Here is a 26,616-nt window from a genome sequence, read left to right as displayed (position 1 = left end):
ATCCAGTCTCCTCTGGTTGAAGTCGTGGGCAGCGCGGCGACTCGCCGTCGCCGCGCCATGCGCGTCAGATGCTCACCTCGACGCTGCGGCCGGCCAGGCAGTACTGGCTCGGCTGCAACGCCCGCTTCCAGTCGACCCGCACACGCACCGTGACCACCTTGACCGGCAGTTGCCGGCGAGCGATTTCGGGCGGCGGTGCCGCGACGTACTGGCCAACCGTCACGCGGCCGGAGCCTGACCGGACCGTCTCGATCACCCCCGTCCAATGTCGCGCATCGTGCGACAGCGACACCTTGACCGGCGCGCCGACCTTCAGGTCGCGCACGTCCGATTCGTCGAAAAACGCATCGACCCACACGTCGTTGCAGTCGATCAGTTGCATGATCGGCGCCCCCGCGGTCAGCGCTTCGCCGCTCTGCGCATCGAGCGACCAGACGACGCTCGGCCGGTCCGCGACGAGCGTTGCCATGCGCTGACGCGCGTATTCGGCGCTGACGCGGGCCAGCTCCTCGTTCGTCGACGCGCCGAGTGCCTTCGTTTCCTGCAACTGCTGACGCAGATCGACGAGTTCCAGTTCCAGTTGCCGGTTGCGCTGTTCGGGCTCGCTCAGAGCGCGCGGTCCGTCGAGTTGCAGGCCGACGCGTGCCGCGGCGTACGTGGCCTCGCTCTGGCTGACCTGTGCGCGCTGCGCCTGCACCTGCGCGACGCTCACCCGCGCATTCGCGATGCTGCGGTCGTATCCGGCGCGACTCAGGTAGCCTTTCTCGAACAACGCGGTGGCGCGGCGCATGTCGGCTTCCGACAACGCCGACATTGCATCGAGGCGAGAAAGCTCCGCATGCGCCTGCGCGATCTGCGCGCCCGCGTAGCGTGCCTGCAGCGTCTGCTGACTGCGGCTTTCGCTGCGGTACTGATCCTGCTGCTGTTGCCGATCCGCGATCCGCAAGGCGAGGCTGCGCTCGCGTTGCGCGAGATCGCTGCTCTGCACCTTCAGTTGTTGCTCGAGTACCCGCAACTCCGATGCACGCGGGTTCGACAGGTCGCCGGCAATCGTCGCGACCGGCTGCGACGCTTTCGCCAAATTGCCGACCTCGACACCGGGGACGAACGACAACGTCCCCGCAATCGGTGCGCGCACGACGATGACGGTGGCATTGATGAACGCCTGCTTGCTGGCTGGCCGCTTCAGCCACCACCAGCCTACCGCCAGGATCGCGACGATGATGGCGACCACGGGCAACGCACGCTTCCACGCCGCCCGGGCCGAATCGACGTGGAGCGCTACCCACGATTCGCGACGCATCGTGCTTCCCCTTTTTCTCTGGTTGGATTCCGTGCGATCGAGGCCCGGGCGCTCAACGTCCGTAGTAGGCGGTCGTCGACGCGCTGTCGATCGTGTTCGCGTGAATCAGGAACCGGGCGACCGCGTTCGGCGTGGTCCCGTCGATACCCAGCTTTTCGACGGACAACGCGTGCAGGGTGAACACGTATCGATGCGGTTCCGCGCCCGGCGGCGGGCATGCGCCGCCGAAGCCTTGAACGCCATAGTCGTTCGTGCTCTGGATCGCGCCGGCCGGCAGCAGGCGGCCATCCTTCGCGCCGCTGTTGGCGGACAATCCTTCGGTGTCCGGAGGAATGTCGAACGCAACCCAATGCCAGAACCCGCTGCCCGTCGGCGCGTCCGGATCGTACAGCGTGATCGCGAGACTCCGCGTGCCGGCGGGCACGCCAATCCAGCGCAAGGCCGGCGATCGGTTGTCGCCGTCACCGCCGAAATCGTTGTACTCGTGTGCCTTGGCGAGCTTGCCCTGCTCGGCGAATTCCGGCGAAGTAAGGCTGAACGTTGTCATTTTTCTGTCCTGTTCTAACGGTTGCGTACGGATTCGGATTCCGCCGGCGGCATCAGGCCAACGCGACGCGACGGGCCCGGCTTTCGATGCAGGGCCAAGATAGCACGCACCCGTTTTCCTTCGAACAATTGGATCGACAGTACGTCGATTGTTTCTCCCAGAGGACAATCATTTCGCCAGGGAGTCAACGCTCGGCAGGCGCTGCAGGCTGTCCGTTCTGCGTTAGAGTCCGGAGCAAACGGCCCTCGAACGGTCGACGCTCAGGAGGCCTCATCGCATGACCGGACGACTCTCGACATCCCTGAAAGCCTGCGCGCTGCTCGTGCTGGGCGCGTGCGCGCAAGCCGCGTATGCGACCGACCTGATGAGCGCGTGGCAGGACGCGCAGGCGAGCGATCCTGGTTACGCCGCCGCGCGCGCTCAGCGAGCGGCGGGCGTCGAGGCGTTGCCGCAGGCACGCGCGGCGCTGTTGCCGCGCCTGCAGGCGGCGCTCGGCGTCGGATCGACCTGGGCGAGCGTGTCCGACCTGCCTCGCCAGGAATACACGACCAATGGCTATGGCGCATCGCTCGTCGTACCGGTGTTCCACTGGGGCGACTGGCAGGGTTACGAGATCGGCAAGCTGAAGGTCGCGCGCAGCGAGATCGTGTTCGAGAAGGCCAGGCAAGCCCTGATGATCGACGTCGCGCGCGCGTACTTCGACGTGCTGCAAGCGCAGGATCAGCTCGCGTTTTCGCGCGCGCACGAGGCGGCACTCGATGAGCAGCTCAAGATCGCCCAGGCCGCCTTCGACGCGGGCACGCAGACCGTCGTGGATCTCGATCAGGCGCGTGCCGCGCTTGACCTCGCGCGGGCCGAGCGAGCCGGTGCGCTGAACGACTATCAGATCCGCACCGAACGCCTGAACAAGCTCGTCGGCCATCCGGTCGGTTCGCTGGCCGCATTGCCCGACGATGCGTCGGTATCGCCGCTCGCCGCGGCCGATCTCGACCAGTGGACCACGCTTGCGCGGCAACGCAACCTCGACGTCGCGACTTGCGAGATCGACAGCGAGATGGCCAGCCGCGAAACCCGCCGCGCGCAGTCCGCCGACCTGCCGACAGTCGATCTGATCGCCACCTTCAACCACAGCAGCCAGGGCAACTCGCGATACATGTACTCGGCGACGCTGCCCAGCCAGAACGGCATCGGTGTCGCGGGCGGCGCCGGCAACTCATCGGTGATCGGCGTGCAGATCACGATCCCGATCTTCACCGGCGGCTACGTGCAGAGTCGCAAACGCGAAACGCTTGCGCTCGAAAGCCGCGCCGGCAACGCGTTGCTCGATGCACGCGAAAACGCGGTCCTCAATGCACGGCAGACGTATCTGTCGTTGCTCAACGGGAGAGACATGATCGCGGCGCTGCGCTCGGCGGTCGTCTCGACCCGGACCTCGACCCGATCCGCGAAGACTGCCTACGAGATCGGCGATCGCACCAGCACCGACGTGCTCATCGCCGAGGACAAGCAGTATCGGTCGCGCACCGCATTCAGCCGCGCCCGCTACGACTACATGCTGCACTGGCTCGAACTCTCCCGTGCCGCCGGACAGTTGACCGACGCCGAACTCGCGAACGTCAACGCGCTGCTCACGACGTCGTTGCCGTCCGCGACGTCCATTCGTTGACCCCGTCCGCGGCGTGGCCGGGTGGCCCCCACCACACGCATCACGCCTGTTCGAGCGCACGCATACAAACCGAAACCCGAACCGTCAAACGAAAACGGCCGTCTGTCGTGCGGATGCATCGACAGACGGCCGGCGATCCGCCGGGCCGACGGCCCGGACGGATGGATCAGGCGGTTTCCGGCACGCGCGCCGGAATCTTGCCCACCAGGCGCGCGTAGGCGAACAATCCGCCCGCATCGACGATGTTGGCGAGCTCGCCGACCGGCTCGATCGGCGCACCCGGCTGGCCGTCGTCGATCCGGACGACCTGATCGCCGACCGAGATCTCGATGATGTCGCCGGTCCTGATCCGCTCGCACAGCCGTTCTTTCGACGCGACCGGCAGCAATTGCCCCGTCGATACGCAATTGCGGAAGAAGATCCGTGCGTACGACTGCGCGATCACGGCCCTGACACCGGCCGCGCCGAGCGTGACCACCGCATGCTCGCGCGACGAGCCGCAGCCGAAGTTCTGCCCGGCGACGACGATGCTGTACGGCGACTTGCCAAGCGCCGGATCGATGAACGGGATCGAACCTTCCGGCAGCCCGCACATCGCGAGCGACGCGAGTTGAGCGTACCCTTCCGCGCTAGACGGATTGATCTTCAGATACTCGGCCGTCAGGATCTGGTCGGTATCGATGTTGTCGCCGAGCACGTAGGCCATGCCCCGAATCGTTTTTTCGGTCATCTGTCGGGTCTCACAAAAATGCGTTGGGATTGACGAGCCGGCCGGCCACCGCGGCCGCGGCCACCGTATAGGGGGAACCGAGGTAGATGTTGGCGCGCTTGTTGCCCATGCGGCCGACGAAGTTCCGGTTGGTGGTGGACGCCACCGACAGCGGTTCGTTGACGCGGCCGAACGTGTCGGCCGGGCCGCCGCAGCACGCCGCGCAACTCGGCTCGGATGAAAGCGTGACGCCCGAATCGGTCAGGATCGAGTAGATCGACGTGTCGCCGATCTGGGTCGTCACGATGCCATGGAAGACTTCCTTCGTCGCCGGCACGGCAAAAGTCGGCACGGCGACCTTGCGTCCTTTCAGCACCTTCGCTGCGGCGACGAAATCCTCGAGCTTGCCGCCCGTGCACGAACCGATGTACGCCTGCTCGATCCGGATATCGCCGACGTTGTCGACGCTGTCGACGTTGTCCGGCGAATGCGGTTTCGCGACGAGGGGCTGCAGCTTCGATACGTCGATGTCGAGTACGCGCGCATACCGTGCATTCGCGTCGGGCGTGATGACCTCGAACGGGATGTCGTTACGCGCGGCGAGATAGTCGAGCGTTGCCTGATTCGGCACCATGATCCCGTTCTTCGCACCGCATTCCACGACCATGTTGCAGAGTGTCATCCGCTCTTCGACCGACAGCGCATCGGTGACTTCACCGCCGAACTCGATCGCCTGATACGTCGCCCCGTCGATCGTCAGTTCGCCGAGCACGGCGAGAATCAGGTCTTTCGCAAGGACATGGCGCGGCAGTTCGCCGTGAAAGTTGACGCGGATCGTGTCGGGTACCTTCAACGGAATCTCGCCCGTGCCGAGCGCGAATGCGGCGTCCGTGATCCCGAGGCCGACCGCGAAGGTGCCGAACGCACCCGACGTGACCGTGTGCGAATCGGTGCCGAGCAACACTTCGCCCGGCCGGTTGTGGCCGCCTTCCGCGAGGCCGATATGGCAGACGCCGCGATACTTCGGCGTCCCGACGTCATAGAAATGCTTGATCTGCTGCTCGCGCGCGAACTCCCGCATCACGCGAACGTTCTGGTTGGCAAGCACGTCGGCCGTATAGATGAAGTGATCCGGGATCATCACGAAGCGCGCCGGATCCCATACGCGCGCGTCGGCGCCGAACTCCTTCTTGAAGATGCTGATCACGCCCGGCGAACACGGGTCGTGCGACATCAGGATGTCCACCTTGGCCCAGATCACCTCTCCGGGCGTGATATGCGTCCGACCGCTCGCCTTCGCCAATACCTTCTGGCTCAATGTTTGTCCGTGGTTCATGCTCACCCTTTTTCTGGCATTGGGATATCGGCGCGGCCTCGATGAATGCATCGCCGTCGTATGCAAAAAAAAGTAACACGGCACGCATACAGTCGAAAACAAATCGTTTATATTTCGAGCGTTTGTTTCCATGGAGAAACGAAGTGAATCAGCTCGATCAACTGAATTCGATGGCGATCTTCGCGAAGATCGTCGACACGTTGAGCTACACGGAGGCGGCGAAAGTGCTCGGCCTGTCCAAGTCGGCCGTCAGCAAGGAGATCAGCCGGCTGGAAACCGGGCTCGGGGTCACGCTGCTGAAACGTACGACCCGGCGTATCGAAGTCACGGAGGTCGGGCGCACCTATTACGCGTACTGTTCGCGATTGCTCGCGGAAGTGCGCGGCGCCGACGCGTTCGTGCGCCAGTATCACGAAGAGCCGATCGGCAATCTCCGCGTCGTCGCGCCGATGACCTTCGGCAATCACGCGATCGTGCCGACGCTGTGCCGTTTTATCTCGAACAACATCCACGTCCAGGTCGACCTCGAGCTGACCGACCGGATGGTCGACCTCGGCGAGCAGAACATCGACGTCGCGATCGTGATCAGCCGCGACAACCCGGAGCAGCCGGGTACCAACACGCACGCGTTGACCGACATCCATTGGGGCATCTATGCGTCACCGGACTACATCGCCGCACACCCGCCGGTCACGCGCCCGGAAGATCTCGCTCGACACCCGTTCCTGCTGTTTCGCGGCCCCGCGCACACGACCGCGCTGCAGTTGCGGCAGGGCAAGCGCCAGCTCGAGACGCGCGTGCGCTGCATCCTGCGCTCGAACAACAGCGTCGCGCTGCTGAACGCGGCCGTCGCCGGCGTCGGCGTCGCCTACCTGCCGCGCTACGTCGTGCGGGACGCCATCGCCAGCAACGAGCTGGTTCAGCTGCTGCCGAACTGGGCGTCCGAAGTGCGCACGGCCTACGTGCTGTATCGCGAAGACAATTTCCTGTCGCCTCGTGTCCGGATGTTCGTTCAGGATCTCACCCGCTTCTTCGCGACGGAAATGCGCGCGCTCGGTAACTAGTCACGCGCCGGCCAATCGACGCCCGTCGCGCGTCGATTGGCGCCGCGCTGCCTCGCGCTTCCCTGTCTCGCAGCCCCGCCTCAATCCCCCCCTTCCTCGCATTCGCCCGTCCGGGTCGCTCGTCGATCAGGCATGCGTACGACTTTTCGTCGCGCCGATTCGGTTCAAGAGTTTCCCATTGGAAACAATTCAACGCCCACAAATGTTCGAGTAACGTCTCCAGCAATCCGGTGATAGTCTGAACTCCAATAAAGCGCGCCACGTCGTTGCGCACCAACCACCCACAATGGAACCTGAGAGATAAACCAGATGAAGACCGTCAAACGGATCGAAACTTTACGATTCCATTAAAAAGCAGTCCTTAAATTATCAAATTTAAATATTCAATGTTTGTTTAAAAACAGACTGCTTTTGCACGCCTGTCGCCAGGAGAACGTTCCGTTGGCAAGGAACCGGCTCGCCTGCGACCAGAAATTCTCGAATACGGAAACAAAGAATTCGGTGCCCGTCATGAACCCTCATGCCGGGCGCGATGTAGTGTTCCCGCCCGGCCGGGCTGGAAATTCGCGTTGAAGTTTCTTACCTTATCGAGGATATTATGAAGTCGACGTTTGAATTTTCCGACCAAGAAAAAAGCGACCTATCGACCGCGCTACGAAAAATCGATAAAAGCCCCTACCAGGATTACTCGGGGTTTCATCGCGGTATCGGCGCCTTGGTCGAGAACGGCAGCATTCCGGTCTTCTTTCTGAACGTCTGCGAAACCATCCGCAACGAACGAACCGGCCAGAAGCGCTACGCGCATCTGCTGCGCAATGTCCCGCTCGACGACACGATTCCGGTCTTCGATCAGAATGATCCGGTCCAGGACAAGTACGCGAAGAAGAAATCCTACGTGGGCGAGGCGCTGCTCGAGTTGTTCGCCCAACTGACGCGGACCCCGCTGCTCGCGTACCAGACCCGCAACAACGGCGACTTCTTCCACGACGTCTACGCCCACAAGAAATATAGCCAGACCCAGACGCAGAAAACGGACGGCGAACTGTTCTTCCACAACGACCGCACGGCTCACCCGGTGCGGGCCGACTACCTCAGCCTGCTCGGCATGCGTTGCAACGACGCCAATCGCATCTACACGGGCTTCCTCGACGGCCGCGCGCTGCTCGATCACATCAGCGAGGCGCATCAGGCCTTGTTGCGCGAACCGCACTTCATCACGCCGTACGACGAATACTCCCGTGATTCGAACCTGAATCAGACGGTGTCGGACCGGCATGTGATCCTCGAGAACGCGCACAGCTTCCGTTATTACGACACGCGTACCACCTACGCCCCGGGCGCGCCGCTCGGCGCAATCGACGCACTGCTGTCGCTGAAAAACGCGATCGTGAAAGCCAACAAGGAACGCGTGCAGATCCGCACCGGCGACTTGTTCTCGTTCGCGAATCAGGATGCGCTCCACAACCGCGAACTGATCGAGGTCAACGATCACGAAGACGCGCTCAAGCGCTGGCTTCTGAAGACCTACAGCTTCCGCGACGACGCGAGCATGCACCGCTTCGACCACTACTTCGCGGAACAGCCCGGCCTCGTCCGGGAATCGGCCGCCCTCGCCTGATTTTCCAATCGACTGCCGTCGCGGTCGCACCCTGCCTTGCATCGCCAAGGCCGGAGTGGTTCGTCACGCGCGTACCGCGCGCGTGACGCAGCACGCCCTCGCCTATCCGGCGATCGGCGTCCCTGCCGCTCCTTCGTCCCACGCCAGTCCCCTCGGTCTTTCGTCATGCGTGACGCAGCAATCGTCACGCATGCCGCCAACGGCACAGGTCTCTCATCATGCATATCCTGATCATTCCCGGCGCGAATCGCGCCGCCCCGCTCGTCCGTCACGTGATCGCGCTGCTCGACGATCTCAAGTCGCGCAACGGCGCGCTCGACTACACGTGCGTCGACGCGGGCACGCCCGATGACGGCGCGTATTCGGCCTGTTTCGAATCGGACATCGTGCTTGCCACACCCGGCGCGAGACATGCGACGGCCGTCGCCGCATTCGCCAAGGTAGCCGGGCTGCATACCGAACTTCATGCGATCTCCATCCCGGCGGAGCTAAAGCGGTTTTCTCCCGTGTCCACGCGGCATGCACGCGCAACGGATTGCCTGATTCTGGGCGATGCGTCGCGCGGCACGAAGAACACGCATACGAGCGGCGTCGTCGCGGGCGAACGCGAGCTCGTGGGCTGGTATACGCAGCGCTATACGGAGAGCGACATCCGTCGCCTCGCGCACCGGGCCTTCAGGCTGGCCGGCGCTCGCTCACGACGCCTGACCTCGGTCGACCGGTCGGATCGCCTGGACGTGATGGGGATGTGGCGCGACATCGTGTCCGAGACCGCGTTGCAGTACCCGGACGTTCAGCTCGAGCATCTGCTGGTCGAGCAGGCGATCGAGCGGTTCATCGTCGAGCCGGACGGGTTCGATACGGTCCTCGCAGGCGGCGACCTCGCGCCGCTGCTGGCCGCGCACGCGAGCGCACTGACCGGCTTTCCCGGTCTGCTCACCCGTGCCCGCGTGGGGGACGGCCCGGCCGTGCTGTACGAGATCGGCCTGCCGGTGCACATGGACCTGCCGGCCGGCCTCGAGGTCGACCTCGAGGCGCGCGCGGCTGCAAACGCGGTGTCGCTGCTGCTTCGCCACCCGCCGCAAGACGCGATGCCGGACCGTCCGGCGTACCCGCCGCAGATCCTCGACGCGATTCCGTCGCTACGCCACTGAATGCACGCGGCAACCGGTCACTTCCGGCCCGCTTCCTGCACGGAGAATTCGACATGTCCCCCGCCTTTTCATCATCGCCGACGCATCGGCCGGCCGCGCTCGAGCGCGCGTATCGAACCGCGACGCTACGCATCATCCCGATCCTGTTCGTCTGCTACATGTGCAACTATCTCGATCGCATCAACGTCGGCTTTGCCAAGCTGCAGATGCTCGATCAACTCCGAATGAGCAACACGGCGTTCGGGATCGGTGCCGGCGTATTCTTCGTCGGATATGTGTGTGCAGGCGTGCCGAGCAGCCTGGTATTGCGCCGCGTGTCGCCGCGCCGCTGGATGTGCATCCTGATGCTTTCATGGGGCACGCTGTCGGCCGCCCTGCTGTCGGTGAAGACACCCGCATCGTTCTATGCGCTGCGATTTCTGACCGGCGTGGCGGAAGCCGGCTTCTTTCCGAGCATCGTGCTGTATCTCGAGCAATGGTTCTCGACCAAGCATCGCGGCCGGGTATTGTCGCTGTTTCTGGTTTCGATTCCGGTGTCAGGCGCGGTCGGCGGACCGTTGTCCGGCTGGATGCTCGATTATTTCGCCGGCGGTCGCGGCGGCCTGTCCGCGTGGCAGTGGCTTTATCTGCTGCAGGGCGCGCCGACCGTCCTGTTCGGCATCCTGCTGCTGTTCGTGCTGCGCGATCGCGTCGAACAGGTGTCCTGGCTGACTGATGCCGAAAAGCAGATGGTCCGCGAGGATCTCGACAGAGACGCGCGCACGCGTGCCCTGCCCGCACACCCGACAGGCTCGACGAGCCATGTGCTGTTCGACCGAACAGTCCTGTCGCTCGGCTTCGTGTACTTCTGCATCCAGATGGGCGCCTACGCGATGAACTTCTGGCTGCCGACGATCATTCACGCGCTCGGCGTCACGAAGCCGGGCCAGATCGGCCTCGCAAGCGCGGTGCCCTATCTTGCGGCGAGTATCTCGATGGTCGTCGTCGGCCGTTCCGCCGACTTCCGCCAGGAGCGCCGTCTGCATCTGGGGGTACCGTTGTTGATCGGCTTTCTGGGACTCTTGCTCACGGGCGGCGCGGGCGGCGACATGATCCTGTCGATCGTCGGCCTGACGCTGGCGACCGCAGGCACGCTGACCGGCATCGCGATGTTCTGGCCATTCACGTCGTCGCTGCCCAATCGCCCACCCGCGGCCGGAGTCGCACTGATCAATTCGCTCGGGCAGATCGCCGGCTTCGTCAGCCCGTATTTCATCGGTTGGGTCCACGATACGATCCATTCGACGACGCCGGCACTCTATATGCTATCGAGCCTGATGGCGGCAGGTGCGCTGTTGATCGTGCTTCGACCGGGTCCCTCGCACGTCGTCCCTGGTGCGTCGACGCTGGAGACCGAATAGGCACGCGCGACCGGCGGGCCGACGTGAAAAAGTCGGGCCGGCGGCGGCGATCGGTCAACCGACAGCGGGCCGCATCTGGCCCGCCGTCGATAGCGAGATGCGCCAGCAACGCGATCTCGTCGAAACGATCCGGCGTGTGTCCGGGATCATCGCGGCCGCGTCGCGCGCGGTCGAGCTGACTACCCGACATGCTCTCGATCCTCGAGGCTGCTTGCCGGGCGGCCATTTACGGCCGCCCCGCCGCAGCAGGTCAGGCAGTGGGGTCCGGCAGGAAACCCGCATCGATCTCGATCTTCGACAGGTGCGCGACCGTGTTGACGAGCGTCTTGCCGGCCACGGCCATCGCAATCGCCACCGCCGCGCGGCGGTCGAAGCCCGCCGCCTTCAGCGCGTTCACGTCGCTATCCGATACCTGCGTGCGCTTCGATGCGATGGCTGTCGCGAACTGGCGCACCGCTTCGAGCTTCGGATCGGCAAGCGCGCTGCCGGTACGCAACGCGTCGACCACGTCCGCGGCGGCACCGAGCTTGCCGGCCAGCGTCGCGTGGACGGCCACGCCGTAGTCCGCGGCATTCACGCGGCTCGCGGCCGCCATTGCGACCTGCTGCGCCACCGCATCGAGGGACGTCGCACCGAGAGCATGGAGCCACTGCAGGTAAGCCGACAGCACCGGTGGCTCGACCGCAAGCGCGTGGCCGAGATTCGGCACGAAACCGAATACGCCGCGCATCGCGTCGAACAGCGGCTGGGCCTCCGCCGACGCAGACACGTCGTCCAGTCCGCCAAACAGCGCCTGACCTTGTGCGACGTCCAGCGTGCGCGCGAAGAATGCGCGAATGATGCCGGCCACTTCGTCCAGATGCGACTCGAGCGGGAAATGACCGCCATCGACGAGATGCACCTCGGCATCGGGGATATCGCGCTTGAACGCCTCGGCTCCCGCCGGCAGGAAAAACGGATCGTTCTTGCCCCACACCGCCAGCGTCGGCGGACGATGCGTGCGGAAGTATTCGTGGAAGCGCGGATAGGCCGCGACGTTCGCCTTGTAGTCGGCGAACAGGTCGAGCTGGATCTCGTCGTTACCCGCGCGGTCGAGGAAGTGCTGGTCGAGCGTGTAGCTCTCCGGCGCAATGTGCGACGTATCCGCCTCGCCATGCCGGTACTGGAACTGCGTGGTGCCGGCCGTCAGGAAACCGCGCAGTTGCTCACGGTTCGCATCGGACGGGTTCTGCCAGTATGCACGCATCGGATTCCAGCCGTCGCTCAGGCCTTCCTCGTACGCGTTGCCATTCTGCGAGACGAGTGCGGACACGCGATCCGGGCGCGACGCAGCCAGACGGAAGCCCACCGGCGCGCCGTAATCGAAAACGTACAGCGCGTAGCGCGTCAGGCCGAGCGTGTCGGTAAAGCGCTCGATCACTTCCGCGAGATGGTCGAAGGTGTAGCCGAACGCCTTCGCTTCCGGGGCGTCGGAGAAACCGAAACCGGGCAGGTCCGGCGCGATCACCCGGTACTTGTCGGCGAGACGCTCGATCAGCCCGCGATACTGATGGCTCGAAGTCGGGAAACCGTGCAGCAGCAGCACCGCGGGCGCGTCCTTCTGGCCGGCTTCCCGGTAGAACAGATTGAGGGCCGAGCCGGTACGACGATCGGCGACGGAGGCGGTTTGATAGGTCACGCGTGTGGACATCGAAAATCTCCTGGATCACGGAATGAGGCGTCGGCCTGAGTTTTCTGTACCGAACGATCGGTACAGTACATCCGGAAATGATGGGCGTCAAGGTTGATTTAATGAGCAAGGCAACTTACCCTTCCGCTTGTACCGAACGATCAGTACTTTTTGGGAAGCGAAAAGATCTATGGCCACCGCTCAGGCATCGAAAGACGAAATCATTGACCGGCTGTTCACGGTGTTCCGGGATCGCGGCTTCGACGGGGCGTCGATCGCCGATCTGTCGCGCGCAACCGGTCTCGGCAAGTCGAGCCTCTATCACCACTTCCCCGAGGGAAAGGAGCAGATGGCCGAGGCCGTGTTGGAGCGCGCGACAGCGGTAATCGACAGCGAAATCCTGAACGCGGCGCACTCGTCCGGCACGCTGAAAGCCCGCATTCGCAAAATCGTGGCCACGCTGGATCAGATGTACGTCGGTGGGCGCGCCCCCTGCGTGCTCGGTCAACTCGCCACGGCCAACATCGGCTCGGTTGCGAAACAGGGTTTGTTGCTGGCGTTTTCGCACTGGATCGACGCCATCGAAGCCCTGGCGCGTGAAAGTGGCATGTCGCCGGCGCGGGCGCGGCATTTCGCGGAGGACTGGGTCGCTCGCCTGCAAGGAGCGCTCATCCTGCAGGCGGCAAACGGCGATCTCGGGCCGTACAAGCGGGCCATGGCCGCGTTGCTCGAACTTTCGAAGGAAGGCAGGGATCACGCTCCGGAGTAGGTCTCATCGCCAGCTTCCGATGGCGTCTGGTGATTCCGGGGCGACATAGGGCATCGGCGGGCGAATCGCACGCATTGAACGGCCTTTTTCCATGCGCGGCATGTGACGCTCCGGCTAACCTTTCAGATATTTCCGGAATCAAACCGGACGACTCGCCCATGCCGCGTCGAGATAATCGTGCCCCGGTACATAAGGCCTCAGCAGAAAGGGATGACGCCGTGTCAGCCCGTCCGCGAAGAAGTACCAGTCGCCAATCGAGCGCTGATCCGCTTCGTACGTCTTGTCGCGGGGAACGCGTCGCTGGATCCGGGGCCACAGGTCGGCGTGCAAATCGCGCCATCGCGACGGTCTGCCGTTGTCGATCGCCGGGATGAACGTCTTGATGCTGTAGCAGTCGTCTCGCACTTCGCCAACAAATACGCCTTCTTCGCACGCGAGCCCCAACTGCAACCATTTGTCCCGGTAGATCCACGGCTGCAACCAATAGATATTTGCCATGGCGGTATAGAGGCGCGTGCGGATCTCGTCCTCGCCGGTTCGGCCCGTCCGCTGAATGATCCGTTGCATTGCATGCTGGCTAACCTCGATCCGGTACATGAGACCGTCTTCCGGCCGCACAGCCGACGAACAGACGAAGAAGAAGAAATCCAGCCCGCCAGTGGCGCCACGTTGCTCGAACAATCCGCAGTACATGGTCATTTCGCCGAGGCGTATCAGCGGAAACGTGATCAGGTGCTTGTCGAGTTCCGGCTTCAGCACACGTTCCATGTAGCGGAATGCCTTCCTGCCGCTCATCCCGGGTCGCCACTGCTTTGATACCCGCTTTATCGCGCCATCAAATACCCTGGAAAACGCGAACTGAGACGTCGCATCTGAAATGACTCTTGCTCGTCCGTTCGCTATACGCGGATCAACGCAGCGCGGATGGTCCATGATTCATCGGGTCTCTGCTGCATGCAGTCGATCTGCCAGATCGGCCACAACGGGGAAGTCGATGTGGGTTTTAGCCACTTCGTCGAGGTCGTGGGTGAAGACATTCACGGCGGCGAGTGCAACGATTTCGACGCTCGGTGCGTCGTCGTAGCCCGCATGCCTCACTGCAGCGATGTCGGCATCGCCGAGATGACCAAGCTGCTTCGCTACCAGGCGCGACCATCCAGCGGATTGCATCAATAGAAGCGTTCCGACCAACCACGCGCGCATAGGGAATTGCGCGTGGCCAGAACGGAGCAACCAGCCATCGGGACCAGGCAGCCGGACGCTTCATAGGACGCCCGGACCACCCGGACTTCAGGCGGCCTGACGGGCCCGCGTCCGAAGCGGCGGGAACGTCGCGTCAATGTCGGTCTTGAACGTGTTGTTGAAGAGGTTGGTGATGAAGCTGAACGCGGTCTCGGCGACGATGTCGACGATCTGCTCGTCGGTGTAACCCGCGGCACGTACGGCTTCGACATCGGCGTCTTCGATGTGACCGCGCGACATGGCGATCTTGTAGGCGAACTGCAGCGCGGCGTCGGCCTTCGGATCGGTCGAATGGCCGTCGCGATTGAGCTCCATGTCTTCCGGCGTCAGCCCCTGCAGCTTGGCGCCGAGGTAGGTGTGGGCCGACAGGCAGTAGCTGCAGCCGTTCACTTCGGCGGTCATCACGTGGATGCGCTCCCGGGTCTTGTGACCGAGGCTCTTGCCGAGCGCGCCGTGCATGTCGGCGATCGCCTTCAGTGCGTCGGGGGATTGCGAGATCAGGGCGAAGAAGTTCGGGATCACACCGAGAACTTTCTCGTAGTTCGCGAGGATCGGTTGCGCTTTGGCGGGAGCGGCTTCTTTCGAGGGGATTGCAAGGCGGGCCATGAGATTTCTCCGTTAATCCGAGCCACCGTGGCTTCGGTAGGAGAGATAGTAGTGACTTCCACCCAAAACAATAATTGGCTATTTTCGAGAACCGACATTCCATCCAGTGAAAGTATTGAGGAATTGGAAAGAGCGCACTCCTTGGAGCGAACGCCCGTCAGGCCTTACCCAGCTCCGACATCGCCGAGCGCAACCGGTCGGTTGCGAAGTCGAGGAAGACTCTCATCTTGAGCGGCAACAGCCCGCGCTCTCCGTGGACGAGACTGACAGGAATCGACTCGACATCGAACTTCGGAAGGACGTGGACAAGCTCCCCGGTGCGGAGCGCGGCATCGCAGTGGTAGCGGTACACCCTCGTCAAACCGGTGTGACGGAGCGCCGCCTGTACCGCTGCCTCGGCGGTGGTCACGGACAGGCGCGGAGTGATGTTGACGTTGAAATCACGTTTGGTCGACGGATCCCGAAACCACCATGTTGCGGTGGAAGGGCCGGCGAAGACAACGCACGGAAGCTTTTCCAGGTCGCTCGGGTGTTTTGGTTTGCCGTGCGCAGCCAGCAGGGCCGGCGAAGCGCACACGAGTGTATCCATGGCGCCGACACGCGTTGCAATCATGTTGCTGTCCGGCAGGGTGCCGATGCGCACTGCCATGTCAACGTGGTCATCGTAGAGATGAAGGTTCCGATCCGAGAGAACCAACCGGACGTTGATCTCGGGATAGGCAGCCAGGAAGTCCGTGACGATGGGCAAGATGTACACATGGCCGAACAGCACCGGCGCGGTGAGCACCAGCTCTCCCCGTGGAGTGGTGTACTCGCCAGCCGCGGCGCGTTCGGTTTCCTCGATGTCTTCCATGATGCGTCTGGCAGACGCGACGTATGCTTGGCCGGCATCGGTCAAGGTCAGCTTGCGCGTTGAACGATGCAGCAATTTCGTGCCGAGATACGCTTCGAGTTCCGTGACCTTCCGGCTCACGGTCGGCAGCGGCATATTCAAGGCTTTCGCGGCCGCAGTGAGGCTACCTTTTTCGATCGTGAGCAGCACGATCGACATTGCTTCCAGTCTGTCCACTTAATCTTCCACCCAATGAAAGATGATCTATGGATATGAAACTATCATTTTTCTGGGTGAAATATCGGAGAAGGCTCTGTCCACGCTGGCCGGGGCCTGACGAAGCCGCGTAGTCGGAGTAGATGCTGGCCATAAAAACGACATCGGGGGATGCACCGGAATCTCCTGGTTTTACAAACACGTGTGGGCTCTCGGAAAAGATGTCTTTGGCCACCTATAGAAATCAAGGACTTGGACATCTTTTCTGAGAAAGCTGCATGCCACTCGTCTCAGAAAAAGTGTCCGCGGCCACGGAAACTCTCAGAAAAATTGTCCTTGGGAATTTCGCGGCTTCGCCCGGGCGTGTCGATGGAACCTGGCCCAAAAAGCAACGCTCCGAAATCGCGCCTCAGCATCCGCCGGCACTGGCTCGTTTGTGCTATGAATGTGCAAATAGTATGCATCGAACAATTTGCTATGAATCTCGATCTCACTTGCGACGCAACGCCACCAATTGGTTTCGACCAGTTCATGGCGACCTTGCGGGATTCCGAGAGCGTTGCACCGATCATCTCGGCACGGCGCTTTGCGGCCGCCTTGCATGTCGACATTCAAACGCTCGCTCGACTGGCCCATGTCCATCGCAATACAGTCACGCAAGCGTGCAAAAGTACCTTCGGGAAGCGCTGCGAATCATCCGAGCTGCGACCGATATCTCTGGCGACGTCCCAAAGGCCCTATATTGGTATCGCAATGAGCCGTTGCCAATCTTCGACTACAAGACAGCGGAACAGCTGGTGTCGGAAGGACGCGCAGACGACTTGCTACGCTACGTCGTTGCGCTCGATGCGGGTGTAGCGGGGTGAGGCGGGAAGCGCACTTTGCAGGTCAACGGAATACCGGTTACTCGCGCTGACCTCTGGTCGGTGATAGAAACAGGGAACGGGGAGGCATATCGGACTGGACGTCGTTCCGCGGTACGTTGCCAGCCCCACCTCTTCGAATTCCCGTTCGATGAGCGGGAATTTCCTATCCAGCAATCTAACGGCGTCCTCTCAGCACGTCAGACGGATACACAGTCGCGACAGACTAGCCGTTAGCAGAGCCGACGAGCGACCGTTAGATGACTGTGGCGTCACACTCCGAGAAATCGAACGGGCTAGCAACCGTGTTTCGGTTACTCGCGCCGACGAGCGAACTGAGGTGTTGCGCAAGAGCGAGTGACGTTCCCATCGGGACGATCCTCACCCCCATTTCAAGGGCCGCATTTACCTGATGGAATCCCTCAACCCACTCCAGATTGCCTTCAGTCGGCACGACCAATGGCACCTCAAAGAAACCCTTTCTGAGCAATTCCTTGTTCATGTGGACCTTCCCGGCGTTGTAATAGTACACACCGTTTGACTCCATCATCTCTTGGACCTTTTTTGAATCGGAAAGAACGATCGCTTGCGGCTCTCCATCACTGAACTCGTCGGCGAGGTATCCGAGACTCTTCGAGAACAATCTACACTTTACCATTAGTATCCCGAAGAACTCTGGCTGACTCAGCAGAACTTTCTGGACATCGACATTTTTCACAACGAGCGCGACAAACGCCTCAAACTGCGGCAGAGTCATCTGTTCCGCATTCTTGTGCAACATCGACCAGTTCGAGTAACCATACGAACGTGCAATGTTGTCGTGGTACACGGCAAGCTTTTGATCCGGATCGCTCTTCTTCAGACTCTTTGCGACACGCTTGAGCAGGCTAATGACTTTGGCGCGGTCGGCCAAAAGGGGACGAGTAGTCAGTTGGGACACGATTAACTCCTACCGAGCACATTCATTTCAGGCACGGCCCGCAGTTCCCGAGTGCTCGGAGAGGTTAAACGTGAGGAAGAGATGCGATGCTTCGCCTGCGCGGGCCGGCTGGCTTTCTCATAAGCCAGTTTGGATTCTGGCGTAGCCCCGGAAAAACGTCAATCCCCACGTATGTGGTCCGGTACCCCGTGGAGGCGATCGTGGCTATTGCACTCGAACAGGCCGGTGTACCCTTGATGACCCCGGCGGACTTTCCAGGTCGCTTCGATGGCCGCTGGCATCGTGAGCTGAAGGCGCTGGGATTCGAGATCCGGAACAAGCAGAACAAGTACGCCATGACCTCCAAATGTCCCACCGTGTCGGCCGCCGAGTTACTGGACATCATCACTAATCTCGGTGCGCCCGTCGTCATCACGAAAAACAAGAAAAAGTCGGCCGAGCAGAACTTTCGCGTCGATCCCTCGAACTCGAAGCAGTGGCTCGATGGTGACTGGAGGGGCCTCCCGCAAGATGTCGAACCGAAAGATGCCTATGTGCTGCACTGGATGGTCAACAGGTCAGTGGTCTGCATTGGCCGATACCTCGGCACCGTAGCGACGGATACCAAACGAAACTGCCTCATCCTCGACCAGGAGCACTTTTACAAAGTTGCCGACATGAACGGGGTATCGCAGACACATGAGAGACTCCGTGCCATCCTGAAGCAGCCAGGCCCCGTTACATACTCGTACTATCGACCTGCCCTGACTAACCCAAATGAAACCCCTGAGCAACGAAAAGCGCGATACCAGTTGGCCCAGGCACGCTTGGAACAGCCAGCGTTTCGTCGGGCGGTGCTCGCGCATTACGGCGGTAAATGCGTGATAACGGGTTGCGCCACGGAAGCGTTGTTGGATGCAGCCCACTTACCAGGTCGAGACTGGCGCTTGGGGCACAACAAGGCTACCGACGGCATCCCCCTACGCGTCGATCTTCATCGTGCGCTGGATCGGAAGTTTATCGAACTCAATGAGAAACACGAATTGACTTGGACGAGCCCCGAGCTTCACGGCATCTACGACGAGTATCTCGCCGAGAGCCGGGCCCGCGGCCGCAAATATGCGTAGCACCAGAAGGCGGGGATATGCAGATCGAGTGGCACCGTTGCGCGTCGTATGACGACGCGAAAGAATTCTCGCGCGTGGTCTATCTGCACGAGTGGGATGGGAAGCCTTTTTACTGGGGAGCGATACCCGAGAGTTTTTTTGGGGGGCACAAGCGTACCCGGGGCGACCTAACCGCCACGGGTCGATATACCAACGGATATCGTCACTGGATCGAGGGTTGCCTGAAGCACGGGGGGTGTCTGTATATCGGGGTGCCGGAGACGAATACGGTCGAATGTATCGAGGGAATCGAGGCCTACCTGATCCTGACCTATCCCAGCGAGATGAATCGCAAGATGCCGACTCAGTGCGGTGACATAACTCTGCTGCACACCGGCGACGTGCCGCTCTCTCTGCGGCAAGTCGACCAGTCCACGCCAACACCTCGTTGATTAGGTGGTTTCTGGAGCCATCTGGCTCATCTGCCGGTGGGTCAACATCTGGTCGTCCCAGAATTCCGTCTCGCAGTTCGGCGGCAGGTCTGCGGTGCGAATGGGGAGCAGTTTTGATGCAAATACTCGGCGATCCTGAGCAAGAAGGCGAAGGCAGCGATTGATCGCGAATTCAGTCAATACATGACTGCATAGAGTTCGTTAAGCGCTTAGCATGATGGCGTTCCATACCAAAGATTGCGCTTGGGGTGATCGTTGTCCGCATGATCATTCACGCGGACAACTTCTTGAGAATCCGGACAGGTATTTCGAGAAACAACAACACGCACCGCACCGAGCCCCCCCAAGCAGCATCCCCCCGTACCGGCATCCATCCACATAACTGTACCGGTACTGTACAGAAAACCGTCGCTAAACTGACCTCCATCCCAGTCCAGAACAGAAATGGAGAATCCGCGATGGAATTCCTCACCCTCAGCGCGTTGCCCGCCGGCATGCTGTTCGCGCTCGTCACGTCAATCACGCCCGGCCCGAACAACACGATGCTGCTCGCATCCGGCGTCAACTTCGGTTTCCGCCGCACGATGCCGCACCTGTTCGGCATCAGCATGGGCGTCGCGATCCTGATGCTCAGCGTCGGCTTCGGCCTCGGCGAGGCGTTCAAGCGCCTGCCGCTGCTGTATACGATCCTCGAGGCCGCCAGCGTCGCGTACCTGCTGTACCTCGCGTGGCGCATCGGCACGTCGGGCGAGGTGAAGGCGCACGGCGCCAAGCCGCGGCCGATGACGTTCGTCGAAGCCGCCGCGTTCCAGTGGGTCAACCCGAAAGCCTGGATGATGGTGCTGACCGCCGCGACGACGGTCCGCCTGTCCGCCGACTACGGGATGAACGCCGCATGGATGTCCGTCGTGTTCATCCTGATCGGCTTCCCGTGCATCTGCCTGTGGGCCGCGTTCGGCCTCGGCCTGCGCCGCTTCCTGTCGAATCCCCGCGCGCTGCGCATCTTCAACGTGACGATGGCCGTGCTGCTGATCCTGTCTCTGTATCCGCTCGTCGCGCACCTGCTGCCGCAGTAAGCGCTCACGGCGCGCCCGTTGAGATTCGCGCAAGGCAGGCGTACCCTTTTGGTACGGGCGCGCGCAACCGCTTCGCCGGTTGCGCCGCAGCTGTCGGGAGACAAGCCGATGAAGCCACTGCTGAGGGCGGGCGAACACATCGAGGGCGTGCACTGGATCGCCGAGTATCACCCGCTCACGCACGATATCCGCGTGCTGCGCGAGAACATCGAAGTCGGCACTTACTGCGCGCCGCCGACACTGTTCGGCGACGAGGAAGAGATGGGCGCCGCGAACCACGACGATCATCGCGGCCGGGAGGCCGCACTGCGCGCGTATCTGCGCAATTTCGTCAAGGAACACGACGCGGAAGAATAGCGGCCCGAGCGGTGCCGCTGGAAGCGGGGCCGGCGCAACGCACCGGCCCTTGCGTCGCTCAATGCCCGAGCGACTCGATCTTGCCGGCCGGCTGCGCGACGCCATGCGGCCGCGCCGTCTGCTTGATCAGCAACGCGATGCACGCGAGCACGCCCGCAACGGCGATCGTCGCGAACACGCCCGCGAACGAGAAGTGCCGGCGCGTCAGTTCGGCGACGAGGAACGATCCCGCGATCCCGCCGAAGCGGCCGACGCCGAGCATCCACGCGACGCCCGTGCCGCGCCCTTCGGTCGGATAGAACGCGGCGGCCAGCGCCGGCATCGACGATTGCGCGGTGTTCATCAGCACGCCGGCCACGAACACGATCAGCACGAGCAGCCCGACGTTGCCGGCCGCCTGCCCGATCGCGTACACGCTCACCGCCGTCAGCGCGTAACACACGGCGATCACGCGGTTCGCGTTGAAGCGGTCCATCAGCACGCCGCACAGCACCGCGCCCACGCCGCCGAGCGGGAACAGTGCCGAGATCAGCGTCGCGCTCTTCGGCGTCAGCCCCGCATCCTTCAGCAGGATCGGCATCCAGTTGATCGACGCGTAGAAGATCACGAGGCCCATGAAGTACGCGAGCCACAGCATCACCGAGCCGACGATGTACGAGCGCGACAGCACGACGCCGAGGCCCTTGCTGCCGGTTTGCGGCGCGGCTTCGGTCATCGCGAACGAGCCGGCGTTCAGCGCGTCGCGCGAGATGCGCGCGAGCGTGGCGCGGATCCTGTCGATGGACTGACCGCTCGCGACCATGAAGCGCACCGATTCCGGCATCTTCAGCAGCAACAGCACGCCGAGCAGCAGCGGCGTCACGCCGCCGAGCACCAGCACGCTGCGCCAGCCGAAATGCGGAATCATCCACGCGGCCAGGAAGCCGCCGAACGCGGCGCCAAGCGGGAAGCCGCAGAACATCAGGTTGATCACGGTCGCACGGCGCTTGTCCGGGCAGAACTCGCCCATCATCGTGACCGCGTTCGGCATCGCCGCGCCGAGCCCGACGCCGGTGATGAAACGCAGGATCGTCAGATGCCCGATCGTGTTCGAGAAGGCGGACATCAGGCACGCGACGCCGAACAGGAACACCGAGCCGAGCAGCAGCGAGCGGCGCCCGAGCCGGTCGGACAGCGGGCCCGACACGAGCGCGCCGCACGCGAGGCCGAACAGCGCGGCACTCAGCACCGGGGCGAGATCGGGTTTGGTCAGGTTCCATTCGCCGAGCAGCGACGGCGCGATGAAACCGATCGCGGCCGTATCGAAGCCGTCGAGCAGCACGATCACGAAACACATGAGGAACACGAGCCATTGAAAGCCGCCGAACGGCTGCTCGTTGATGAAGGTCTGGACATCGACCACGGGTGCGCGATTCATCGCGAGTCTCCTGGATATAGGTACGAGCAAGACGGCATGAAGCCGTGCCCTTTCTTTGTTCGCGCACCGGCCATCCGGTGCGCCGCGTGCCGATGCTCTGCCGGCACGTTCATCGATCCCGTCGCGCGACCCGCTTGCGACAGCAGGCCGCGCGACGGCGGCCGGCCGCCCTCAGCCGGCCGCGCCTGACCGGCCGTCTTACGCGGCCGCGTCCTGTTCCTTGAAGATCTTGTCCGCGAGATGGAACGCGGAATTCGCGGCCGGCACGCCGCAATAGATCGCGGTCTGCAGCAGCACTTCCTTGATCTGGTCGCGCGTCACGCCGTTGTTGCGCGCGGCGCGCAGGTGCAGCGCCAGTTCCTCGCCGCGGTTCAGCGCGACCATCATCGCGATGGTCAGCAGGCTGCGCGTATGGCGCGGCAGGCCGTCGCGCGTCCAGATCTCGCCCCATGCATAGCGCGTGATCAGGTTCTGGAATTCGTCGGTCACCTCGGTGCGGTTCTCGAGCGAGCGGTCGACGTGCGCGTCGCCGAGCACCGCGCGGCGCACCTTCATCCCTGCTTCGTAACGTTCCTGGTCGTCCATCGTCGTTACCTCATGCGTTCAGGAAATCGAGCAGCGCACGGTTGAAGCCGTCGGTGCACTCGATGTTCGAAATGTGCGCGGCGTCGAATTCGACGTGCAGCGCACCGGGAATCGCGGCAGCAAGCGCGCGGCCCTGGTCGGGCGGCGTCGACATGTCCTTCGCGCCGGTCACGACGAGCACCGGCAGCGTGATGCCCTTCACCTCCTCGCGCAGGTCGGCGGCGTTCAGCGCGTCGCAGTTCGCCGCGTAGCCGTCCTTGTCGGTATGCACGAAGGTGTCGCGGATCGCGTCGAACAGGCGCGGCTCGCGTTCGACGAATGCGTCGGTGAACCAGCGCGGCAGCACGGCGTCGGCGAGCGCGGCCATGCCTTCGGCACGCGCCTTCTGCGCACGCGGCACCCACACTTCCGGCGAACCGATCTTCGCGGCGGTATTCGACAGCACCGCGCGCACGATGCGTGACGGGTAGCGCGCGGCGAGCGCGGCGCCCGTCAGCCCGCCCATCGAAATCCCGCAGAAATGCGCGCAGTCGATGCCGACGTGGTCGAGCAGGCCGATCACGTCGCCGGCGAGCTGCTCGATCGTGTACGAACCGGCCGGTGCGTCGGAATGACCGTGGCCGCGCGTGTCGTAGCGCAGGATGTTGAAGTGCTGCGTGAGCGGGCGGATCTGCGGCGCCCACATCTGCAGGTCGGCGCCGAGCGAGTTCGAGAAGACGAGCCACGGCGCGTCGGCGCGCGCGGCACGGTCGATCCGGTAATGCAGTTTCACGCCGTTGACAGTGGCGAAAGGCATCAATGTTCTCCTGGTTGTTGCGCGCCCGCATGCAGCGCGAGCACGGCGTCGACATAGGCCTGCGCCTCGCCGACGTAATGTGCGGGATCGAGCAGCCGCGCGAGCGCGTCGCGCGACAGATGCGCCGACACGGTCGCATCGGCGGCGAGCACGTCGAACAGCGTCGCGCCGGTGCGCACCGCTTCCTTCGACGCATGCTCGACGACATGGTGCGCATCGAGCCGGCCGATGCGGTCGCCGAGCGCGAGCATCACGGCTTCGCCGAGGATCAGCCCGTGCGTGAGGTCGAGGTTCGCGGCGAGGCGTTCGGTATTGACGTCGAGCCCCGCGACGATCTGCGCGATCTGCGCGAGCGCGCCGCCCGTCAGGCGCGCGAGGTCGGGCAGCGCATCCCATTCGGCCTGCCAGCCGCCGAGCGCGCGTTCGTGCTCCTGCACCATCCCCGCGAATACGGTCGCGACGAGGCCCGGCGCGCGCACCGCGGCGGTCAGTACGGCCGCGCAGCCGACCGGGTTGCGCTTGTGCGGCATCGTCGACGAGCCGCCCTTGCCGGCGGCCGCCGGTTCGCCGAGCTCGCCGACTTCGGTCTGCATCTGCAGCGACACGTCGCGCGCGATCTTGCCGAGCGTGCCCGTCAGCATCCCGAAGCAGGACGCGGCTTCCGCGATGCGGTCGCGCTGCGTATGCCACGGCACGGCCGGCGCTTCAAGCCGCAGGTCGGCCGCGAGCGCGGCAGTGACGCCGCTCGCCTGCTCGCGCAGGCTCGCGAGCGTGCCGGCCGCGCCGCCGAACTGCAGCACGAGCGCCCGCGCGCGCAATTCGGCGAAGCGCGCGCGATGGCGCAGCAGCGCGTCGAGCCACTGGGCGAATTTCAGGCCGAGCGTGATCGGCAGCGCCTGCTGCAGCCACGTGCGGCCGATCATCGGCGTCGCGCGGTGCGTGCGCGCGAGCGCCGCGAGCGACGCGCACGCTTCGTCGAGCATCGGTTCGAGCACGTCGAGCGTGTCGCGCAGCTGCAGCACGGTCGCGGTATCGATGATGTCCTGGCTCGTTGCGCCCCAATGCACGAACTTCGCGGCCTCGGGGTCGTCGGCCTTCACCTGCGCGGTGAGCTGCTTGACGAGCGGAATCGCGAGATTGCCGCCGAGCGCCGCGCCGTGCGCGAGCGCGTCGGCGTCGAGCCGGCCGGCGTCGCATGCGCGTTCGATCGGCGCGACCGCGGTGGCGGGAATCACCTGCCGCGCGGCGAGCGCGCGCGCGAGCGCGGCCTCGACGTCGAGCATCCGCTGGATCGTCGCGCGGGGCGACCAGATCCGGTTGAGCGGCTCGGTGCCGCAGATGAGGGAGGTCAGGCGGGCGCTGTCTTCAAGCATGGCATCGGATTGGGGAAACGGCGTGTGCCTATTGTCCACCCAAGCGGGCCGGCCTGCGCGCGAGCGCACGCGCCGGCACGCCGGCGGTTCAGGCAGCCGCCTTCTGCGTCGCGTCGATCAGCGGCACGCCGGTCAGCTTCTGCAGTTCGTCGAACGACAGGTCGGTGAAGATCTCGCTCACCGCGAGGCCGTCGGCCGTCACGTCGAGCACCGCGAGATCCGTATAGATACGGCTTACGCATTGCACGCCGGTGACCGGATACGAGCACTGCGCGACGATCTTGCTTTCGCCCTGCTTCGTCAGGTGCTCCATCATCACGAACACCTGCTTCGCGCCGATCGCGAGATCCATCGCGCCGCCGACGGCCGGAATCGCATCGGGTGCGCCCGTATGCCAGTTCGCGAGGTCGCCGGTCGCCGACACCTGGAACGCGCCGAGCACGCAGTAGTCGAGATGGCCGCCGCGCATCATCGCGAACGAATCGGCGTGGTGGAAATACGCGCCGCCGGTGAGCAGCGTCACGTGCTGCTTGCCGGCATTGATCAGTTCGTCGTCTTCCTCGCCCGGCGCGGGCGCGGGGCCCATGCCGAGCAGGCCGTTCTCGCTGTGCAGGAAGATTTCCTTGCTCGGGTCGAGGTGGTTCGCCACCAGCGTCGGCACGCCGATACCGAGGTTCACGTACGCGCCTTCGGGGATGTCCTGGGCGACGCGCTTGGCCATTTCATCGCGGGTCAATCGTTTCATGTCGGGTCTCCTGGCGACCGGGGCTGACGCTTCAGCGCTTGCTCCGGTCCCATACAAAGTTCGGTCAGGCAGCTTGCGAAGCGGCGTGTTCGGCAGCCAGCTCGGCCGCGTGCGCGGCCTGCGGCACCTCGACGACGCGCTGGACGAAAATGCCCGGCGTCACGATGTGTTCCGGGTTCAGCGCGCCGAGCGGCACGACTTCCGACACCTGCACGATCGCGACCTTCGCGGCGCTGGCCATGATCGGCCCGAAGTTGCGCGCGGTCTTGCGATACACGAGGTTGCCCCAGCGATCGCCCTTGTACGCCTTCACGAGCGCGAAATCGGCGTGGATCGGCGTCTCGAACACGTACGGCTTGCCGTCGATCACACGCGTTTCCTTGCCTTCCGCGAGCTTGGTGCCGTAACCCGTCGGCGTGAAGAAGCCGCCGATGCCGGCGCCTGCCGCGCGGATGCGCTCCGCGAGGTTGCCCTGCGGCACGAGCTCCAGCTCGATCTCGCCCGCCCGGTACAGCCCGTCGAATACCTGCGAATCGCTCTGGCGCGGGAACGAGCAGATGATCTTGCGTACCTGCTTCGCCTTCAGCAGCGCCGCGAGGCCGGTCTCGCCGTTGCCCGCGTTGTTGTTGACGATCGTCAGGTCGCGCGCGCCCTGCTCGATCAGCGCGTCGATCAGCTCGGACGGCATGCCGGCCGTGCCGAAGCCGCCGATCATGATTGTCGCGCCATCGTGGATGTCGGCCACCGCCGACTGGAGCGATTCGAAAATCTTGTTGACCATGTCTCTTCCTGATAC

General features: G+C 63.5%; 26 protein-coding genes and 1 pseudogene. 11 read left to right on the top strand and 16 right to left on the bottom strand.

The window, feature by feature from the left end:
• Positions 1-64: 64 nt before the first annotated feature.
• Complete coding sequence (locus WJ12_RS21005) at positions 65-1,303, bottom strand: HlyD family secretion protein (RefSeq protein ID WP_049033755.1); 1,239 nt, start codon at positions 1,301-1,303, stop codon at positions 65-67.
• A gap of 52 nt (positions 1,304-1,355) precedes the next feature.
• A complete protein-coding gene (locus WJ12_RS21000; RefSeq protein WP_034189727.1) occupies positions 1,356-1,850 on the bottom strand; it encodes a YbhB/YbcL family Raf kinase inhibitor-like protein in 495 nt (164 codons plus the stop codon).
• A 277-nt stretch (positions 1,851-2,127) separates the two neighbouring features.
• On the opposite strand from WJ12_RS21000, the gene WJ12_RS20995 reads away from it, so the two are divergent.
• Positions 2,128-3,516: a TolC family outer membrane protein gene (locus tag WJ12_RS20995; protein ID WP_059556379.1), complete on the top strand. Its 1,389-nt coding sequence runs from the start codon at positions 2,128-2,130 to the stop codon at positions 3,514-3,516.
• 166 nt (positions 3,517-3,682) lie between these two features.
• Here WJ12_RS20995 and WJ12_RS20990 read toward each other — a convergent pair whose 3' ends face one another.
• The gene (locus WJ12_RS20990; protein ID WP_226103854.1) at positions 3,683-4,222 is read right to left on the bottom strand and encodes a LeuD/DmdB family oxidoreductase small subunit; all 540 of its coding nucleotides are present in this window, start codon (positions 4,220-4,222) and stop codon (positions 3,683-3,685) included.
• Between the two features lie 34 nt (positions 4,223-4,256).
• Positions 4,257-5,561, bottom strand: coding sequence for a 3-isopropylmalate dehydratase large subunit (locus tag WJ12_RS20985; RefSeq protein WP_049033763.1), 1,305 nt, complete (start codon positions 5,559-5,561; stop codon positions 4,257-4,259).
• 143 nt (positions 5,562-5,704) lie between these two features.
• On the opposite strand from WJ12_RS20985, the gene WJ12_RS20980 reads away from it, so the two are divergent.
• From WJ12_RS20980 to WJ12_RS20965, 4 genes are all read left to right on the top strand, one after another.
• Entirely contained in the window at positions 5,705-6,625 is a 921-nt protein-coding gene (locus tag WJ12_RS20980) for a LysR family transcriptional regulator (RefSeq protein WP_034189731.1), read from the top strand.
• A gap of 598 nt (positions 6,626-7,223) precedes the next feature.
• Positions 7,224-8,243: a TauD/TfdA family dioxygenase gene (locus WJ12_RS20975; RefSeq protein ID WP_034189732.1), complete on the top strand. Its 1,020-nt coding sequence runs from the start codon at positions 7,224-7,226 to the stop codon at positions 8,241-8,243.
• 218 nt (positions 8,244-8,461) lie between these two features.
• Positions 8,462-9,397 carry an isocitrate/isopropylmalate family dehydrogenase gene (locus tag WJ12_RS20970; protein ID WP_049033750.1) on the top strand — a complete coding sequence of 312 codons (936 nt, stop codon included), beginning with the start codon at positions 8,462-8,464 and terminating at the stop codon, positions 9,395-9,397.
• A 53-nt stretch (positions 9,398-9,450) separates the two neighbouring features.
• Complete coding sequence (locus WJ12_RS20965; protein ID WP_059556381.1) at positions 9,451-10,797, top strand: MFS transporter; 1,347 nt, start codon at positions 9,451-9,453, stop codon at positions 10,795-10,797.
• A gap of 250 nt (positions 10,798-11,047) precedes the next feature.
• Here WJ12_RS20965 and WJ12_RS20960 read toward each other — a convergent pair whose 3' ends face one another.
• Positions 11,048-12,487: an alpha/beta fold hydrolase gene (locus WJ12_RS20960; protein ID WP_059556382.1), complete on the bottom strand. Its 1,440-nt coding sequence runs from the start codon at positions 12,485-12,487 to the stop codon at positions 11,048-11,050.
• A 169-nt stretch (positions 12,488-12,656) separates the two neighbouring features.
• Between WJ12_RS20960 and WJ12_RS20955 the strand changes: the two genes are divergently transcribed.
• Positions 12,657-13,235: a TetR/AcrR family transcriptional regulator gene (locus tag WJ12_RS20955; protein ID WP_059556383.1), complete on the top strand. Its 579-nt coding sequence runs from the start codon at positions 12,657-12,659 to the stop codon at positions 13,233-13,235.
• A gap of 138 nt (positions 13,236-13,373) precedes the next feature.
• Here the strand turns inward: WJ12_RS20955 and WJ12_RS20950 are convergent, their stop codons facing one another.
• The 4 genes from WJ12_RS20950 to WJ12_RS20935 all read right to left on the bottom strand — a co-directional run bounded on the left by WJ12_RS20950 (position 13,374) and on the right by WJ12_RS20935 (position 16,152).
• Positions 13,374-14,030: a hypothetical protein gene (locus WJ12_RS20950; RefSeq protein WP_034189736.1), complete on the bottom strand. Its 657-nt coding sequence runs from the start codon at positions 14,028-14,030 to the stop codon at positions 13,374-13,376.
• 141 nt (positions 14,031-14,171) lie between these two features.
• Positions 14,172-14,405 (bottom strand): hypothetical protein, encoded by a 234-nt coding sequence (locus tag WJ12_RS36010; RefSeq protein WP_124609195.1) that lies wholly within the window; start codon positions 14,403-14,405, stop codon positions 14,172-14,174.
• A gap of 120 nt (positions 14,406-14,525) precedes the next feature.
• Entirely contained in the window at positions 14,526-15,083 is a 558-nt protein-coding gene (locus WJ12_RS20940; protein ID WP_059556384.1) for a carboxymuconolactone decarboxylase family protein, read from the bottom strand.
• Between the two features lie 157 nt (positions 15,084-15,240).
• Positions 15,241-16,152, bottom strand: a complete 912-nt coding sequence (locus WJ12_RS20935; RefSeq protein ID WP_059556385.1) for a LysR substrate-binding domain-containing protein — start codon at positions 16,150-16,152, stop codon at positions 15,241-15,243.
• A 456-nt stretch (positions 16,153-16,608) separates the two neighbouring features.
• Between WJ12_RS20935 and WJ12_RS35095 the strand changes: the two are divergent.
• Positions 16,609-16,997 (top strand): annotated as a pseudogene (locus tag WJ12_RS35095) (DUF2384 domain-containing protein).
• Between the two features lie 253 nt (positions 16,998-17,250).
• Here the strand turns inward: WJ12_RS35095 and WJ12_RS36860 are convergent.
• Entirely contained in the window at positions 17,251-17,934 is a 684-nt protein-coding gene (locus WJ12_RS36860) for a P-loop NTPase family protein (protein ID WP_226103853.1), read from the bottom strand.
• A 200-nt stretch (positions 17,935-18,134) separates the two neighbouring features.
• Here WJ12_RS36860 and WJ12_RS20925 point away from each other — a divergent pair, with 200 nt between their 5' ends.
• The 4 genes from WJ12_RS20925 to WJ12_RS20905 all read left to right on the top strand — a co-directional run bounded on the left by WJ12_RS20925 (position 18,135) and on the right by WJ12_RS20905 (position 20,904).
• Positions 18,135-19,040 (top strand): HNH endonuclease signature motif containing protein, encoded by a 906-nt coding sequence (locus WJ12_RS20925; protein WP_197423849.1) that lies wholly within the window; start codon positions 18,135-18,137, stop codon positions 19,038-19,040.
• A 17-nt stretch (positions 19,041-19,057) separates the two neighbouring features.
• Positions 19,058-19,471, top strand: coding sequence for a hypothetical protein (locus tag WJ12_RS20920; protein WP_069245811.1), 414 nt, complete (start codon positions 19,058-19,060; stop codon positions 19,469-19,471).
• A gap of 458 nt (positions 19,472-19,929) precedes the next feature.
• Complete coding sequence (locus WJ12_RS20910; protein WP_049029386.1) at positions 19,930-20,547, top strand: LysE family translocator; 618 nt, start codon at positions 19,930-19,932, stop codon at positions 20,545-20,547.
• A gap of 108 nt (positions 20,548-20,655) precedes the next feature.
• On the top strand, positions 20,656-20,904 hold the full coding sequence (locus WJ12_RS20905; protein WP_034189741.1) for a hypothetical protein: 249 nt from the start codon (positions 20,656-20,658) through the stop codon (positions 20,902-20,904).
• A gap of 58 nt (positions 20,905-20,962) precedes the next feature.
• Here the strand turns inward: WJ12_RS20905 and WJ12_RS20900 are convergent, their stop codons facing one another.
• From WJ12_RS20900 to WJ12_RS20875, 6 genes are all read right to left on the bottom strand, one after another.
• Positions 20,963-22,321 (bottom strand): MFS transporter, encoded by a 1,359-nt coding sequence (locus WJ12_RS20900; protein ID WP_034189742.1) that lies wholly within the window; start codon positions 22,319-22,321, stop codon positions 20,963-20,965.
• A gap of 198 nt (positions 22,322-22,519) precedes the next feature.
• Positions 22,520-22,906: a 4-carboxymuconolactone decarboxylase gene (pcaC, locus tag WJ12_RS20895; RefSeq protein WP_034189743.1), complete on the bottom strand. Its 387-nt coding sequence runs from the start codon at positions 22,904-22,906 to the stop codon at positions 22,520-22,522.
• Between the two features lie 10 nt (positions 22,907-22,916).
• Positions 22,917-23,702: a 3-oxoadipate enol-lactonase gene (gene pcaD, locus WJ12_RS20890; protein WP_059556389.1), complete on the bottom strand. Its 786-nt coding sequence runs from the start codon at positions 23,700-23,702 to the stop codon at positions 22,917-22,919.
• Positions 23,702-25,075 carry a 3-carboxy-cis,cis-muconate cycloisomerase gene (locus WJ12_RS20885; protein WP_059556390.1) on the bottom strand — a complete coding sequence of 458 codons (1,374 nt, stop codon included), beginning with the start codon at positions 25,073-25,075 and terminating at the stop codon, positions 23,702-23,704. The genes pcaD and WJ12_RS20885 overlap by 1 nt, the downstream gene beginning before the upstream one ends.
• An 88-nt stretch (positions 25,076-25,163) precedes the next feature.
• Positions 25,164-25,820, bottom strand: a complete 657-nt coding sequence (locus tag WJ12_RS20880; RefSeq protein ID WP_034189746.1) for a CoA transferase subunit B — start codon at positions 25,818-25,820, stop codon at positions 25,164-25,166.
• Between the two features lie 64 nt (positions 25,821-25,884).
• On the bottom strand, positions 25,885-26,601 hold the full coding sequence (locus WJ12_RS20875; protein ID WP_021157587.1) for a 3-oxoacid CoA-transferase subunit A: 717 nt from the start codon (positions 26,599-26,601) through the stop codon (positions 25,885-25,887).
• Between the last annotated feature and the right edge of the window lie 15 nt (positions 26,602-26,616).

The organism is Burkholderia seminalis (genome assembly GCF_001718535.1).
GTDB classification, from domain to species: Bacteria; Pseudomonadota; Gammaproteobacteria; order Burkholderiales; family Burkholderiaceae; genus Burkholderia; species Burkholderia seminalis.
The sequence above is the reverse complement of the archived record's forward strand: the minus strand, read 5'-3'. Positions and strand labels throughout refer to the sequence as shown.

Bases quoted from the DNA above. Each gene is read 5' to 3' on its own strand.
- WJ12_RS20880 (WP_034189746.1), bottom strand. From the start codon at position 25,820: ATGAAACGATTGACCCGCGATGAAATGGCCAAGCGCGTCGCCCAGGAC.
- WJ12_RS21000 (WP_034189727.1), bottom strand. From the start codon at position 1,850: ATGACAACGTTCAGCCTTACTTCGCCGGAATTCGCCGAGCAGGGCAAG.
- WJ12_RS20995 (WP_059556379.1), top strand. From the start codon at position 2,128: ATGACCGGACGACTCTCGACATCCCTGAAAGCCTGCGCGCTGCTCGTG.
- WJ12_RS20965 (WP_059556381.1), top strand. From the start codon at position 9,451: ATGTCCCCCGCCTTTTCATCATCGCCGACGCATCGGCCGGCCGCGCTC.
- WJ12_RS20875 (WP_021157587.1), bottom strand. From the start codon at position 26,601: ATGGTCAACAAGATTTTCGAATCGCTCCAGTCGGCGGTGGCCGACATC.
- WJ12_RS36010 (WP_124609195.1), bottom strand. From the start codon at position 14,405: ATGCAATCCGCTGGATGGTCGCGCCTGGTAGCGAAGCAGCTTGGTCAT.
- WJ12_RS20955 (WP_059556383.1), top strand. From the start codon at position 12,657: ATGGCCACCGCTCAGGCATCGAAAGACGAAATCATTGACCGGCTGTTC.
- WJ12_RS20920 (WP_069245811.1), top strand. From the start codon at position 19,058: ATGCAGATCGAGTGGCACCGTTGCGCGTCGTATGACGACGCGAAAGAA.
- WJ12_RS20905 (WP_034189741.1), top strand. From the start codon at position 20,656: ATGAAGCCACTGCTGAGGGCGGGCGAACACATCGAGGGCGTGCACTGG.
- WJ12_RS20975 (WP_034189732.1), top strand. From the start codon at position 7,224: ATGAAGTCGACGTTTGAATTTTCCGACCAAGAAAAAAGCGACCTATCG.
- WJ12_RS20940 (WP_059556384.1), bottom strand. From the start codon at position 15,083: ATGGCCCGCCTTGCAATCCCCTCGAAAGAAGCCGCTCCCGCCAAAGCG.
- WJ12_RS20960 (WP_059556382.1), bottom strand. From the start codon at position 12,487: ATGTCCACACGCGTGACCTATCAAACCGCCTCCGTCGCCGATCGTCGT.
- pcaD (WP_059556389.1), bottom strand. From the start codon at position 23,702: ATGCCTTTCGCCACTGTCAACGGCGTGAAACTGCATTACCGGATCGAC.
- WJ12_RS21005 (WP_049033755.1), bottom strand. From the start codon at position 1,303: ATGCGTCGCGAATCGTGGGTAGCGCTCCACGTCGATTCGGCCCGGGCG.
- WJ12_RS20985 (WP_049033763.1), bottom strand. From the start codon at position 5,561: ATGAACCACGGACAAACATTGAGCCAGAAGGTATTGGCGAAGGCGAGC.
- WJ12_RS20910 (WP_049029386.1), top strand. From the start codon at position 19,930: ATGGAATTCCTCACCCTCAGCGCGTTGCCCGCCGGCATGCTGTTCGCG.
- WJ12_RS20885 (WP_059556390.1), bottom strand. From the start codon at position 25,075: ATGCTTGAAGACAGCGCCCGCCTGACCTCCCTCATCTGCGGCACCGAG.
- WJ12_RS20950 (WP_034189736.1), bottom strand. From the start codon at position 14,030: ATGAGCGGCAGGAAGGCATTCCGCTACATGGAACGTGTGCTGAAGCCG.
- pcaC (WP_034189743.1), bottom strand. From the start codon at position 22,906: ATGGACGACCAGGAACGTTACGAAGCAGGGATGAAGGTGCGCCGCGCG.
- WJ12_RS20900 (WP_034189742.1), bottom strand. From the start codon at position 22,321: ATGAATCGCGCACCCGTGGTCGATGTCCAGACCTTCATCAACGAGCAG.
- WJ12_RS20990 (WP_226103854.1), bottom strand. From the start codon at position 4,222: ATGGCCTACGTGCTCGGCGACAACATCGATACCGACCAGATCCTGACG.
- WJ12_RS20970 (WP_049033750.1), top strand. From the start codon at position 8,462: ATGCATATCCTGATCATTCCCGGCGCGAATCGCGCCGCCCCGCTCGTC.